The sequence below is a fragment of the Acinetobacter sp. BSP-28 genome (genome assembly GCF_044130285.1).
Lineage (GTDB): Bacteria > Pseudomonadota > Gammaproteobacteria > Pseudomonadales > Moraxellaceae > Acinetobacter.
The window spans coordinates 40,583-54,171 of record NZ_JBIQOB010000018.1; the positions used below are offsets into that span (position 1 = coordinate 40,583).

A 13,589-nucleotide genomic window follows, 5' to 3' on the forward strand; every position below is an offset into this window, starting at 1 on the left:
AAGGGATCATTTACATCCTGAATGATCCCTTTGACATTTTAGTGTATCCACTGATTTTTATTTATCTTATGTTTAACTCGGGTCAGAAACATCTTCAAAATCATTTATCTATTTTCCAACACGGATAAAAATGCTTCAATAAAGTTAGGGAGTCTTTTATGGTGAATTTGGCCCACCTTAATGACTTCATAAGTCAAACCATCAGCTTGAAGCTTTTCAGTTTCTATTTTTAACTTTTGCAGGGTTGACTGTAAGCCCTTTAACCACTCTTCAAGTGCTTTGATTGGTATATCATTTTTAATATCACCACCTTGCATTGCGGTTTTGAAATGGCTTAAAGTCGTACTATCTTTAAAACATGCTTCAATATGATGTTCCGTACTGTCAAATAGATCATGCTTGATCACAAAGAGAAATTTTCCAATGGCAGGTTTTAGTGCGCTGATATAAATATTTTTATCATTTAGGCTGTATCTTTTATTTTTGGCATTAATAAATTCTGAATTCCAGCCTTGCGGTTCTAAAAATTTATCCATTTCGATGAATATCAGATCGGTTACATGTTCTTCAAGTCTATCTGCCAGTTCTTTGAGTTCATGGCTAATTACGATCAAATTATTTTCCAGCTTTGAACGCAGAGATTTTTCATCATCATGTTGTTTTGATTGGGCTAATACGGCTTGCAAGCGTTGTTCAGGAGTCATGATTGTACTCACTTTAAAATATAAAGCCTTAATATTTAAGATGAGGTTGTGTGTAGACGATTTCAAGAAAACATAAAAAGATATGCTGTAAAATCTTTAGTGATTTGAATAAATCATCCAAACAGATTGTTCAATTATTATTAAGAGCTCAGGGCAAAGTCCTGCAAGAAAACTTAAACTAAAGCCAATATTATAAAGAAATCGAATACTTACTCAAATAATAATCCTATGGACGGGCATTGAATAAAATAAGATATTGAGTGGAAATACATTTGCATAACTTAAACATTTTAGAGCAATTACATTACGTGATGACAAGCTAAAGCAGAACAATGAAAGCTTCATTACTTTAGCTTGTATCTTTATTTGGCTGCCATTATGAAATGTTAACTAATCCTAATCATTCAGATAAAAATGATTGCAGGAGGCGATTAAATTCTTCAGGTTGTTCCACGTTGGAAATATGCGAGGCATTGATTTCAAACAGCTGGCTATGAGCAATGCTGTCTTGCATTGATTGACCATCTGCAACTGTAGTCACCGGGTCTTGCTGACCCGCAATAATCAGTACCGGCACAGAAATTGTTTTAATCTGTTCGCGTAAATCCGCTTTAGCCAAAGCTTCACAACAGCTTGCATAACCTTCGCTGCTGCCAGCTTCCAAGTCGTTTTGAAGATTTTCAACTACTGTTGGGTTGCTTTGGATAAAGGGTTCAGTAAACCAGCGTGATGCTGCGGTAGAAGCGATTGGTTGTAGGCCTTGTTCACGTACCAATGCGGCACGCTCATTCCAGGCCTGTTCCTGACCAATTTTGGCTGCGGTGTTGCAGACAATCACGTGATTAAAGCGTTGTGGATAATGAATAGCAAGCCATTGACCGGTCAAACCACCCATTGAAATACCACAGAAAGAGGCTTTATTAATATTTAAATGATCAAGCAGATTAACTACATCTTGCCCAAGTTGCTGCAAAGTATAAGGACCTTGTGGGGCAGAAGATGCACCATGACCGCGAGTGTCATAACAAATCACAAAATAATCCTGTTTGAAGTGATTAAATTGTTTTTGCCACATCCCATAGTTGGTGCCGAGTGAATTAGAAAAAATCAAGGCTGGCTTAGATGCATCACCAAAGGTTTGATAATTAATCTGGGCATCGTTAGATGTAAAAGTTGGCATTAAAATCCCTCCCGACCTCCCTTTCTTGCATTTGATTCAAAGCAGTACTTTGAATCTACATTCAGGGAGGAGGTTTATATTTTTAATAGTCTGTTAGACACGTTCAATAATCAAAGCAATACCTTGACCGACACCAATACACATTGAACAAAGAGCGTATTTACCGCCGGTTTGTTCAAGCTGGTTGAGTGCGGTTGTCACCAGACGCGCACCCGAAGCACCCAGTGGATGGCCTAATGCAATTGCACCACCGTTTGGATTGACTTTCTCTGAACCGTCTTCAATGCCTAAGTCACGTGTACATGCCAGTGCTTGAGCAGCAAAAGCCTCATTCAGCTCGATCACGTCCATCTGTTCAATGGTCAAACCGGTTTGTGCCAATAATTTCTTGATAGCAGGTGCAGGACCAAAGCCCATAATACGCGGTTCAACACCCACAACTGTCGCCCCAATAATTTTGGCACGTGGTTTCAGACCATATTGAGCAACTGCTTCATCCGAAGCAATTAAAAGAGCTGCTGCACCATCGTTAATACCCGAAGCATTACCCGCCGTTACCGTACCATCTGCTTTAACTACAGGTTTGAGTTTGGCTAAAGCTTCTGGTGTTGTTGCACGTGGATGTTCATCAGTATCGACAACGACTGGATCGCCTTTACGCTGCGGGATCACCACAGGAACGATTTCTTTGGCAAAGAAACCTTTGGCTTGTGCAGCAGCGGTACGTTGCTGGCTGGTTAAAGCAAACAAATCTTGATCGGCACGGTTAATGTTGAACTGTTCCGCCAGATTTTCAGCAGTTTGCGGCATGGTTTCCACGCCGTACATTTCTTTCAGTTTCGGGTTGATAAAACGCCAGCCCATGGTGGTGTCTTCAATCTTCTGGCTGCGGCCATAAGCAGATTCAGATTTACCCATCACAAAAGGTGCACGAGACATGGATTCCACACCACCGGCAATAATCAGATTTGCTTCACCTGCTTTAATCGCACGTGCAGCAATGGCTACAGCATCTAGAGATGAACCACACAGACGGTTCACGGTCGTTGCTGGCACCTGATAAGGCAAGCCTGCAAGCAGTGAAGACATACGACCGACGTTACGGTTATCTTCACCAGCCTGGTTAGCACAGCCATAAATCACGTCATCAACTTGTTCCCAGTTCACCGATGGATTGCGTTCCATCAAGGCTTTGATTGGCAGTGCACCGAGGTCATCAGCACGGACAGGGGCAAGACCACCTGCATAACGGCCAAATGGGGTACGGATGGCATCGATGATATATGCGTTTTTCATTGTATATTTGCTCACATATTTAAAAGAAGAAAACTCCTCCCTTTTTTAAAGGGAGGTCGGGAGGGATTTAATGAAGTAGTTTTATTCCTCAAATCCTCCCTAAATCCCTCCTTTAATAAAGAAGGGACTTCCCCTTAATTTGATTGAGTCGCATCAATCAGTTTGGCACCGGTCATTGACTGTAATTCTTCAAATGACAGACCTTCAACTTTCTCAAGCACTTTCATTCCTTCAGGCGTGACATCAATCACGCAGAGGTCGGTATAGATACGATCCACACATTTCAGGCCAGTGGCTGGATAAGACAGTTCAGCCACAATCTTTGGCTCGCCTTTTTTAGTTACATGGTCTGTGGTGATAAAAACTTTCTTCGCGCCAACAGCCAGGTCCATCGCACCGCCCACCGCAGGGATGGCATCTGGTGCACCGGTATGCCAGTTGGCCAGGTCACCATTCTCAGCCACCTGGAAAGCACCCAGTACCGCGATATCCAGGTGACCGCCACGCATCATCGCGAAGGAATCCCCGTGATGAAAGAAGGCACCGCCTTTAAGCAGGGTCACGAATTCCTTACCGGCGTTGATCAGTTCAGGATCTTCTTCACCGGCAGAAGGAGGCGGGCCAAAAGCCAATAAGCCATTTTCAGAGTGTAAGAACACATCTTTGTCTGAAGGCAGATAGTTAGAAATTTTAGTCGGTAAGCCAATGCCTAGGTTGACATAGGCGCCATCTGGGATGTCTTGTGCTACACGTTCAGCGATTTGATCACGTGTTAATTTGCTATAGCTCATGATGTTCTCCTTCACGTGACAGTTATGCAGATTGTTCAGGTTGTTTTGCGCCAACCGCAACAAGGTGCTGAACAAAAATACCCGGGGTGATGATGTGCTCAGGATCCAGTGCACCCAGCTCAACCACTTCTGATACTTGTGCAATCGTGATATCTGCCGCCATCGCCATGATCGGGCCAAAGTTACGCGCAGATTTGCGGTAAACTAGGTTGCCCCAGCGGTCGCCCTGATGTGCCTTGATCAAGGCAAAATCCGCCTTGATCGGATTTTCCAGCACGTAATCTTTGCCTTCATAGTTCATGGTCGGTTTGCCTTCAGCCAGCAAGGTACCAAAACCGGTTGGGGTGTAGATGGGACCTAAGCCCATACCAGCCGCCTGAATACGACAAGCCAGGTTACCTTGTGGCACCAGTTCCAGTTCGATCTTTCCGGCACGGTAGAGTTCGTCAAATACCCAAGAGTCAGATTGGCGCGGGAAAGAACAGATGATTTTACGAACGGCACCGGCTTTAAGCAGTTTCGCCAGACCGTAGTCGCCATTACCGGCATTATTGTTGACAATAATTAAATCTTTGATGCCCAATTCAATCAGACCATCAATCAGTTCAGCAGGCTGACCCGCTGTACCGAAACCACCGATCATGATGGTTGAACCGTCCTTGATCTGGGAGAGTGCTTCTTTCAATGATAATGAACTTTTATCTATCATAATCTGGTCCTTACATATCCTAAACTGATGGATGTCTTTAAACTCATTTTGAATCTGATGCTATGACGGGAACTGCGTTACGGTTTTTCTGTGACAGCAGAAAATGCGCTACCAGGCCAATGCAAATCCCCCAAAAGACTGAACTCAGCCCCAAGAAATGCATGCCGGAAGCAGTCGCTAAAAAGGTGATAAGTGCTGCATCACGTTGTGATTCCTTGCCCATGGCAACAGTGATATTGGTGGCAATTGCGCCAAGCAATGCCAGTCCAGCCAAAGCGGCAATCAATTCTTTGGGCATCAGGCTGAACAGCATGACAATGCTGCCAGCAAATAAGCCGCCTAAAATGTAAAAAAGCCCATTGGCGACACCGGCGATATAACGCTTTTCTTTCAGCTCATGGGCATCTTTACCCAGACACAAAGCAGCTGTGATAGATGCCAATACGATGGTAATACCGCCCACACAGGCCACTGCAAGCGAGGCAATACTGGTCGCACTGATAATCGGCTTGGCTGGCATGTCATAACCACTGATTTTGACGATTGCCATTCCCGGTAAAAACTGGCCAGAGAGACTGACCAGAATAAGGGGAAGGGCCAGATTCAGGGTTGAACTCCAGGTCCATTCTGGTGCAATAAATTGCGGAATGGCCAGACTGAAATCTGCCGTGACCGGATTAATCTTGCCCAGCAGCATGCTTAAAAACACACCTGCGACCAGCACCCAGACCATGGCATAGCGTGGACTGAAACGCTTGGCCAGCAAAAATACCGCCAACATTCCAAATACAATATAGGGCATGGTATCGGTAGCCGTGAACAGCCCTAAACCAAACTGCAATAAAATTCCCGCCATCATCCCGGCAGCCACTTCCTGGGGAATCCAGGACAGCAACTTGTCGAAATAACCGCTGATGCCAATGAAAAAAATCACCACAGCAGAGGTGATATAGGCAGCAACCGCTTCATTCAGTGAAATATCGGGAAACAGCGTGACCAGTAGAGCAGTTCCGGGCGCAGACCAAGCGGTGACTACAGGTATTTTGTACTTAATTGATAAAAAGATACCTGCAAGCGCAGCACCAATAGAAATTCCCCAAATCCATGAAATCATCATGTCTGGGGAAACCTGGGCTTGCTGTGCCGCCTGGAAAAAAATGATCAGTGGTCCTGAATAGGAAATCAACACTGCTAAAAATCCTGCAACAGTCGCTGAAATTGACCAATCATTTTTTAATGTCTGAAACAGGGTATTCATTGGTGATGTGCCTCCTTGCGTCTAACCATGAGCCTGTCAAAAATCGTGATGATCAGGACCTAGCCCTGATCTCCACCGCCAACCGGTACCACCGTACCTGTCATATAAGATGATTCATCGGAAGCAAGGAATACAATCGCATTGACCTGCTCCTGAATCGTGCCATAGCGTCCTAGGAAAGTACGGTCAATCGTCTGATCAACCACTTGCTGCATCCATTCTTTTTCAGATTCAGTCAGTGGATTGGCATTACGCGGTACTTTACGTGGCGGTGCTTCGGTACCACCGGTAGCGACTGCGTTGACACGGATGCCGTCTTTGGCATGTTCAAAGGCGAGGGAAGCGGTTAAACCGTTCACGCCACCTTTGGATGCTGAATATGGCACACGGTTAATGCCGCGTGTCGCAATAGAAGATACGTTTACAATGGTACCTTTCTGATTTTTAATCATTTCCGGAAGAACTGCACGACAGCACCACAGCGTCGGGAACAGTGAACGATTCACTTCCTTGATAATTTCCTCTTCAGAAAATTCCTCGAAAGGTTTCATCCAGATCGCGCCACCGACGTTGTTGATCAGGGCATCCACACGGCCGTAGGTTTCTAGCGCTTTTGCAACTACTGACTGGGCACCGGCAAAAGTTTCCAGATTGGCTTTAACGGTAATAGCATCACCGCCAGTCGCTTCAATTTCAGCCAGAACCTCTTCCACATAAGGGGAAAGGTCAGCCATCACCACTTGAGCGCCTTCACTCGCCACTTGCAGCGCGACACCGCGCCCGATGCCCTGTGCGGCACCGGTCACGATCACGACTTTATTTTCAAATCTTTGACGATTGGACATTGAATAAATTCCCTCTATTAGTTTGCAGAGAATTTTTCAAACAGGAAGCTTGCAGGTTTTACGCCTTCTGCTTCTAGCCATCCACGCACGGCTTCTACCATCATTACAGGGCCACACAGGTAGATATCAACATCACCACCATTTAGCCATTCGTTTTCGATATGACCGGTCACATAGCCTTTACGTTCATGCGCAGATTCAGGGTTAGCCACTACTGTACGGTATTCGAACCACGGGAATTTTTCTTGCAGTTCGTTCAGTTTTTCAATGGCTACCAAGTCAAAGTCATTGGTTACACCAAACACCAGGCGCACTGGATGTTCTGAACCTTTTTCTTCCAGAACTTGGAGCATCGACATAAATGGTGCAATTCCTGTACCGCCAGCCAGCATCAACACAGGACGGTTAACCGGGCGCAAATAGAAGCTGCCAAATGGACCGGTAAAGGTCATTTTGTCACCAGCTTTGGCATTGGCACTTAAGAATTCACTCATTTTGCCGTTTGGTACGTTACGTACCACAAAGCTGGTTAAACGGTTGCTCGGTTTAGAGCTGAATGAATAAGAACGGGTTTCTGTCGTACCTGGAATACCGACATTGACATATTGACCTGCCAGGAAGTGAATGTCTGGTTGACCTTCGTCTAACTGGATATCAAATGTAATGGTAGAGTCAGACAGGTTTTCTACACGAGCCAGCGTACCCTGGAATTCATGAATTTCAGTTTTGCAGACTTCTGATGAAGCTTGAATTTGGAATACTGCGTCTGAAGTCGGTTTACACTGACAAGCTAGGATGTAGCCTTCAGCTGCTTCTTCAGGAGTTAATGCATCTTCAATATAAGTTTCTTCAGGCATGTCATAAGTACCTGATTCACAAAATGCACGGCACGTTCCACATGCACCGTCACGGCAGTCCAAAGGAATATTGATCTTTTGACGGTAAGCTGCATCAGACAGAGTCTCGCCTTGAGCAACAGAAATAAAACGTGTAACGCCATCTTCAAATTGAAGTGCAACATTGTGGTTTGACATGGCTGAATATCCTATATAAATCTTTGAAACTTAGCCCTTCAGCCAAATTTCCCTGGCTGAAGGGTTTACCTTGCTGTAAATACAGTCTTAGAGGTGATAAATATCAATCACTTGATTGATATAATCATTTTTGAGAACCACGTATTTGTTCAAGATTTTGAACTGCTCGCTTGAGCAATCAATCACATAACGTGACATACCGAAGTAGCTGTAATTGGTTTTATAACGGAAACTCAAAGTATTCCAGTTAAAACGCACAGTCACTTGATCACCGTTTTGTTCAACAATTTCAATATTGCAAATGTTGTGACTGGTACGGGTATCCGGCATGGTTGCAGAAGAACGTTCAGTCTTGATACGGAACACGCGGTCTTCTAAACCTTGACGGTCAGGGTAATAAATCAAAGAGATTTCAGACTGAGGATCTGTAGTCAGTTTGTCATCATCATCCCAAGACGGCATCCAGAATTCTGCTGATGGGGCATAGCACTGTAACCAGTCATCCCATTGCTCATCATCCAGAAAACGAGCTTCTTTGTAGAGGAATTGAGCAATATTTTCTAAAGTAATCGCGCTCATGCGTTTTCTCCTTCAGTTGCAGCAAGTTCTTTTTCAGAAGTAATCGCTTCTTTCATTAGATGTAACCAGTGTTCATGCTGTGCAAGATACAAACCTTCGTCTTCAGTTTTAATTCCTGAAAGTTTTGGTTTTAAACCAATTTCATTGGCTGCTTCATCTGGACCTTGAATCCAGTGTTTTGCACCACGGCTCATATCATTCCATTCAAGCGCAATACCCGCATATCCAGCTTGACATGCACGGAATTCTTCCAAATCATCTGGAGTTGCCATACCTGAAGCATTAAAGAAGTCTTCATACTGACGAATACGGCGTGAACGCGCTTCTTTGTCTTCACCAACAGGGGCGATACAGTAAATGGTCACTTCAGTTTTGCTTGGAGATAACGGGCGAAGGACACGAATTTGTGAACCGAACTGATCCATGAAATATACGTTTGGATAAATACACAGGTTACGAGAACGCTCGATCATCCATTTCGCCATTGCAGCACCGAATTTCTCGGTATATTCCTCTGCTTTAGGGAAGTTTGGACGGTCTTCAGGGTTCGCCCATTGGGTCCAAAGTAACATGTGACCATTGTCGAAACCGTAAGAACCACCGCCTTGTTTACCCCAAGAACCGGCACTCATGGCACGAATGTTGTCACCGGCTTCTTTTTCTTTACGTTGCTGAGTCGTTGCAGCATAGTTCCAGTGTACTGCAGACACATGGTAACCATCGGCACCGTTTTCAGCAGTTAACTTCCAGTTACCTTCATAAGTGTAGGTAGAAGCACCACGTAAAACTTCAAGACCTTGATCAGACTGACCTACAATCATGTCCATGATTTTAGTCGCTTCACCAAGGTATTCTTCTAGCGATGGAACATCTGGGTTTAAGCTACCAAACAAGAAACCTTTATAGCTTTCAAAACGTGCCACTTTCTTAAGATCGTGAGAACCATCTTTGTTAAAGCAGTCTGAATAGCCTGCATCAGAAGGATCTTTAACTTTTAACAATTTACCCGAGTTGTTAAATGTCCAACCGTGGAATGGGCAAGTATAAGTCGCTTTATTGCCTTTCTTGTTGCGACACAATTGTGCGCCACGGTGTGAACAGGCATTAATCATGGCATTCAATTCACCTGCACGGTTACGTGCAATGATGATTGGTTGACGGCCAATATAAGTGGTATAGAAATCGTTATTATTCGGAATTTGGCTTTCATGTGCCAGGTAAACCCAATTGCCTTCAAAGATATATTTCATCTCTAAATCGAATAAGGCTTGATCTGTGAATACTGAACGATGAAGCTTGAATTCACCTGTTTCATAGTTTTCAACAAGTAATTCATCGATGCGATCGAGATGGCTAGTGTTAATTACAGGAATACGTGGCATGTCCGTTCTCCGACTTTCCAAATTTGGGGAAGTCACCGAGATGTCATTAAATTGACATCTCGGTTCCTTATCATGAGCTTATTAAGCGCTTGCGCGGCGACGTTCAACTTCAGTAGAAGGTGCACCTTCTTTATCGTGTTGAAGAACGACGTTGAATTGAATGTGTTTGAAAGGACCTTTCAAGCCACGACGTGCGATTTCAGCTTCATCAGTAACATCAACAGCTTCTGCAACCAAACCTTCACGTGTACCGAATGCGAAGTCATCCCAAAGGTATTTGTCGCCTTCAATGTTGAACTGAGTAGTTAATTTACGGAAGCCCGGTGCAGAGATGAAATAGTGCACGTGAGCAGGGCGTTGACCATGACGAGAGATCTGGTTTAATACGCCTTGAAGTGGACCTTCAGGGTTTAAGCCATAACCTACAGGCATAGTAGTAAGCGCAGTGTATTGACCTTTTTCGTCTGTAAAGATTGAACGACGCAGGTTGAAGTGGCTTTGTGACTTATCAAAGAATGAATAGTTGCCGTGGCTGTTTGCATGCCATACTTCAACTTTAGCACCCGGAATGATGTTGCCGTCAGTATCAGTTACTGTACCGTCGATGATAAGCGTCGGGATTTTGCCTTCTTCAGAGCCATCATCCATGCGAGCAAAACCTGTTGATTCAGGTGCGCCAGCAACATATAAAGGACCTTCAATAGTACGTGGCGTACCACCCGTTAAACCTGCTTTCGCGTCAGCTTCATCAGCACGCAAGTCAAGGAAGTGTTCAAGACCTACTGCAGAACCCATCAATGCAAATTCGTCAGCTTTTGCGATATCAATAATGGTTTCAATACCTTTCCAAACTTCAGACTGGCTTAAATCTAGATCTTCAATCGCTTGGAACAAATCTGTAACCAAACGCACCAGCACCTGTTGTACACGTGCATTTACTGGACCTTCTGAGGTGTCCACGTTACAAGCTTTAACTACATTTTCAATGGTTTGACGATCCATTTTGTTACTCCTTGGAAGTATGCTTTTGGGTGGCTAGTCTCTCAGTGTTTGAGAGCACTGGCTGCCACAGTCCATGTTGAATTACCATTTGGTGTTGCTTTACAGAAGGGGAATAAACTTTATTCCCTTCCCAATTTATTTATCAGCTATCATTTTCACGAACAGAAGAGGGATGACGGTTTAAAGCCATCACTTCAATATTCATGTAAGGGTAGAGCGGAAGACCCTGTAAAATGTTGTGCAGTTCTTCATTACTCTCAACATCAAAAATACTGATGTTTGAGTACTGGCCAGTAATGCGCCAGATATGACGCCATTTGCCTTGACGCTGTAAATCTTGTGAATAGGCTTTTTCAACGGCCTTAATTTCGTTGGCTTTTTCCGCTGGCATATCCAGTGGAATATTTACATCCATTCGTACTTGGAAAAGCATGGGAAACTCCTTTAATTACTTTCGACGCAAGTTGTCAATTTTGTCTTCATCCAGCTCAATACCGAGGCCAGCTGTTTTTGGAACAGCAAGCTCAAAGTTTTGGTATTGCAGTGGTGTTTTTAGAATTTCTTCGGTCAGTAGCAGTGGTCCAAACAGTTCGGTTCCATAAGCTAAATTGGCAAAAGTCGAGAAGGTATGTGCAGAGGCAATCGTGCCTACTGGGCCTTCCAGCATGGTGCCGCCATACAAATCGATACCGGCAAGATTAGCCACAGTGGCAACATCACAGCCTTCCAGTAAACCGCCAGACTGAGCCACTTTTACTGCAAAGACAGACGCTGCATTGGTTTTAGCCAGCTTATAAGCGGTACCAGGACCCATCAAAGATTCATCAGCCATAATCGCAATATCAAATCTACGGGTCAGACGCTGCATGGCATCAATGTTGTCAATCGCACAAGGCTGTTCGATCAGATCCACACCACCATCTTGCAACAGCTGAATACCCTTAATGGCTTCTAACTCTGACCAGGCACGGTTGACATCGACACGAATGGAAACATCTTTTCCAAGCGCCTGTTTAATCGCTAATACATGTTCAACATCGGCTTCGACTGCACGTGAGCCAATTTTCAGTTTGAAAATGTTGTGACGTTTTGCCTCAATCATTTTCTGTGCTTCAGCAATGTCTTTTTCAGTATTACCTGACGCCAATACCCAAAGTACTGGTACACTGTCACGTAAACGGCCACCAAGCAGTTCACTGAGGGGGAGGCCCAAACGCTTGGCTTGAATATCCAGGAGTGCAGTCTGAATCGCACATTTGGCAAAGCGGTTGCCATTGATGTTGCGTTTAATTGCGGCAAAGGTTTGAGCAATATTTAGACCGGCAAGGCTTTTTAATAACGGTGCAAAATAGGTTTCAATATTGGTTTTAATACTTTCAGGACTTTCTTCCCCATAGCCCAAGCCGCCAATTGTGGTGGCTTCACCCCAACCAATCACACCATCTTCTGTGGTGATTTTGACCAGTACTAGAGTTTGAGTTTGCATCGTTGCCACCGCCATCTTGTGTGGACGGATAGTTGGGATTTCAACCAGCAACGTTTCTATGGATTTGTACATCTTTAAAATTCTCGATCTTGCTTTATGCTTGTCTTGTGGTATACCTTAAAAGAATAGTTATTGGCTGTCTAAGATCAAATTTGCATTTTAATATGCTTTAAAGGTATGAATGATTATGGAACTGAGACATTTACGCTATTTTGTAGCAGTTGTAGAAGAGCAGAGTTTCACCAAGGCGGCAGAAAAACTGTTTATTGCTCAACCACCTTTAAGCCGCCAGATACAGAACCTTGAGGCTGAACTAGGTATACTACTTTTTGAGCGTGGTAGCCGGCCATTATTGACTACGGAGGCCGGTCAGTTCTTCTATCAGCATGCGGTTAAACTTTTGTCTAATGCCGAAGAAATTAAAGCCATGACTCAACGTGTAGGTATGGCTGAAAAGACAGTCACTATGGGTTTTGTCGGTTCCTTGCTCTATGGTTTATTGCCCAAAATTGTCTATCTGTTTCGCCAGCAGCAGCCGCATTTAAAAATTGAACTGATTGAGATGAGCACCAAAGAGCAGATTCAGGCTTTGAAAGAAGGCCGCATAGATGTCGGTTTTGGTCGTCTAAGAATTTCCGATCCGGCGGTCCGGCGCATCCTGTTGCGTGAAGAGCCGCTGATGGTGGCCATGCATTCCAGCCATCCGCTCGTGCAAAAGCAAAAGGGAGTATTCCTGACAGATATTGTTGATGAAAACCTGTTTCTGTATCCCAGCCATCCCAAACCGAATTTTTCTACCCAGGTCAGATCGCTGTTTTCAGAATATAGCCTCGATCCGAAAAGCTTGAAGGAAGTGCGTGAGATCCAGCTGGCTTTGGGTCTGGTGGCTGCTGGAGAAGGTATCTGTATTGTTCCGGAAAGTGCCAAAACCATTCAGTTACCACATCTGCATTATATTCCCTTGCTGGATGATGCCGCGGTTAGTCCCATCTTTCTGGCCATCCGCAGCATGGATGAAAGTGAACATATCCGTTCGCTGTTTGACTGTATTTATCAGGTCTATGACCTGGAAGCCATTGCTTATGACCGCAGCTTAATCTGAATATCGACCGGCATTTATTGCAAATTCCTGGCTGAATTAACTGAAAATTTTCAGCAGCATTCCATTATGCAGACTCATCCTAATTGGGGTGATGGTCTGCATTTTTTTTTAAATAAGGACTAAAAAATCAGCCAGGCTGAACTCTATTTTTTGCAGATATCTTTAAAGTATTCCACCCATTTCAAGAAATGAACACTCAACTTTTAAGGTATGAATATATA

The 13,589-nt window shown here is 44.2% G+C and carries 14 protein-coding genes and 1 pseudogene; 2 read left to right on the top strand and 13 right to left on the bottom strand.

Going from position 1 to position 13,589, the window contains the following annotated elements; translation table 11 throughout:
• Positions 1-104 precede the first annotated feature (104 nt).
• Positions 105-704, bottom strand: coding sequence for a hypothetical protein (locus ACE01R_RS13135; RefSeq protein ID WP_395551636.1), 600 nt, complete (start codon positions 702-704; stop codon positions 105-107).
• A gap of 177 nt (positions 705-881) precedes the next feature.
• Between ACE01R_RS13135 and ACE01R_RS13140 the strand changes: the two are divergent.
• Positions 882-1,086, top strand: a pseudogene (locus ACE01R_RS13140) (IS5/IS1182 family transposase); the annotation flags it as partial.
• A gap of 18 nt (positions 1,087-1,104) precedes the next feature.
• On the opposite strand, the gene pcaD reads toward ACE01R_RS13140, so the two are convergent.
• The 12 genes from pcaD to ACE01R_RS13200 all read right to left on the bottom strand — a co-directional run bounded on the left by pcaD (position 1,105) and on the right by ACE01R_RS13200 (position 12,338).
• The gene (gene pcaD, locus ACE01R_RS13145) at positions 1,105-1,884 is read right to left on the bottom strand and encodes a 3-oxoadipate enol-lactonase (protein WP_395551647.1); all 780 of its coding nucleotides are present in this window, start codon (positions 1,882-1,884) and stop codon (positions 1,105-1,107) included.
• A gap of 93 nt (positions 1,885-1,977) precedes the next feature.
• Positions 1,978-3,180, bottom strand: coding sequence for a 3-oxoadipyl-CoA thiolase (gene pcaF / locus ACE01R_RS13150; protein WP_395551653.1), 1,203 nt, complete (start codon positions 3,178-3,180; stop codon positions 1,978-1,980).
• A gap of 134 nt (positions 3,181-3,314) precedes the next feature.
• Positions 3,315-3,971 carry a 3-oxoacid CoA-transferase subunit B gene (locus tag ACE01R_RS13155; RefSeq protein WP_395551654.1) on the bottom strand — a complete coding sequence of 219 codons (657 nt, stop codon included), beginning with the start codon at positions 3,969-3,971 and terminating at the stop codon, positions 3,315-3,317.
• 22 nt (positions 3,972-3,993) lie between these two features.
• Positions 3,994-4,680 carry a 3-oxoacid CoA-transferase subunit A gene (locus ACE01R_RS13160; protein WP_395551655.1) on the bottom strand — a complete coding sequence of 229 codons (687 nt, stop codon included), beginning with the start codon at positions 4,678-4,680 and terminating at the stop codon, positions 3,994-3,996.
• A 43-nt stretch (positions 4,681-4,723) separates the two neighbouring features.
• Positions 4,724-5,938: a benzoate/H(+) symporter BenE gene (gene benE, locus ACE01R_RS13165; RefSeq protein WP_395551656.1), complete on the bottom strand. Its 1,215-nt coding sequence runs from the start codon at positions 5,936-5,938 to the stop codon at positions 4,724-4,726.
• A gap of 59 nt (positions 5,939-5,997) precedes the next feature.
• A complete protein-coding gene (benD, locus tag ACE01R_RS13170) occupies positions 5,998-6,783 on the bottom strand; it encodes a benzoate diol dehydrogenase BenD (RefSeq protein ID WP_395551658.1) in 786 nt (261 codons plus the stop codon).
• Positions 6,784-6,800: 17 nt separating this feature from the next.
• Positions 6,801-7,817 (bottom strand): benzoate 1,2-dioxygenase electron transfer component BenC, encoded by a 1,017-nt coding sequence (gene benC / locus ACE01R_RS13175; RefSeq protein ID WP_395551659.1) that lies wholly within the window; start codon positions 7,815-7,817, stop codon positions 6,801-6,803.
• An 87-nt stretch (positions 7,818-7,904) separates the two neighbouring features.
• Complete coding sequence (gene benB / locus ACE01R_RS13180; RefSeq protein ID WP_395551660.1) at positions 7,905-8,396, bottom strand: benzoate 1,2-dioxygenase small subunit; 492 nt, start codon at positions 8,394-8,396, stop codon at positions 7,905-7,907.
• On the bottom strand, positions 8,393-9,778 hold the full coding sequence (gene benA / locus ACE01R_RS13185; RefSeq protein ID WP_395551661.1) for a benzoate 1,2-dioxygenase large subunit: 1,386 nt from the start codon (positions 9,776-9,778) through the stop codon (positions 8,393-8,395). Before benA ends, benB begins: the two co-directional genes overlap by 4 nt.
• Before the next feature lie 81 nt (positions 9,779-9,859).
• Positions 9,860-10,780: a catechol 1,2-dioxygenase gene (catA, locus tag ACE01R_RS13190; protein ID WP_395551663.1), complete on the bottom strand. Its 921-nt coding sequence runs from the start codon at positions 10,778-10,780 to the stop codon at positions 9,860-9,862.
• A 142-nt stretch (positions 10,781-10,922) separates the two neighbouring features.
• A complete protein-coding gene (gene catC, locus ACE01R_RS13195) occupies positions 10,923-11,213 on the bottom strand; it encodes a muconolactone Delta-isomerase (RefSeq protein ID WP_395551664.1) in 291 nt (96 codons plus the stop codon).
• Positions 11,214-11,228: 15 nt separating this feature from the next.
• Positions 11,229-12,338: a muconate/chloromuconate family cycloisomerase gene (locus ACE01R_RS13200; protein ID WP_395551665.1), complete on the bottom strand. Its 1,110-nt coding sequence runs from the start codon at positions 12,336-12,338 to the stop codon at positions 11,229-11,231.
• Positions 12,339-12,453: 115 nt separating this feature from the next.
• On the opposite strand from ACE01R_RS13200, the gene ACE01R_RS13205 reads away from it, so the two are divergent.
• The gene (locus tag ACE01R_RS13205; RefSeq protein ID WP_395551666.1) at positions 12,454-13,368 is read left to right on the top strand and encodes a LysR substrate-binding domain-containing protein; all 915 of its coding nucleotides are present in this window, start codon (positions 12,454-12,456) and stop codon (positions 13,366-13,368) included.
• The last annotated feature ends 221 nt before the right edge of the window (positions 13,369-13,589 follow it).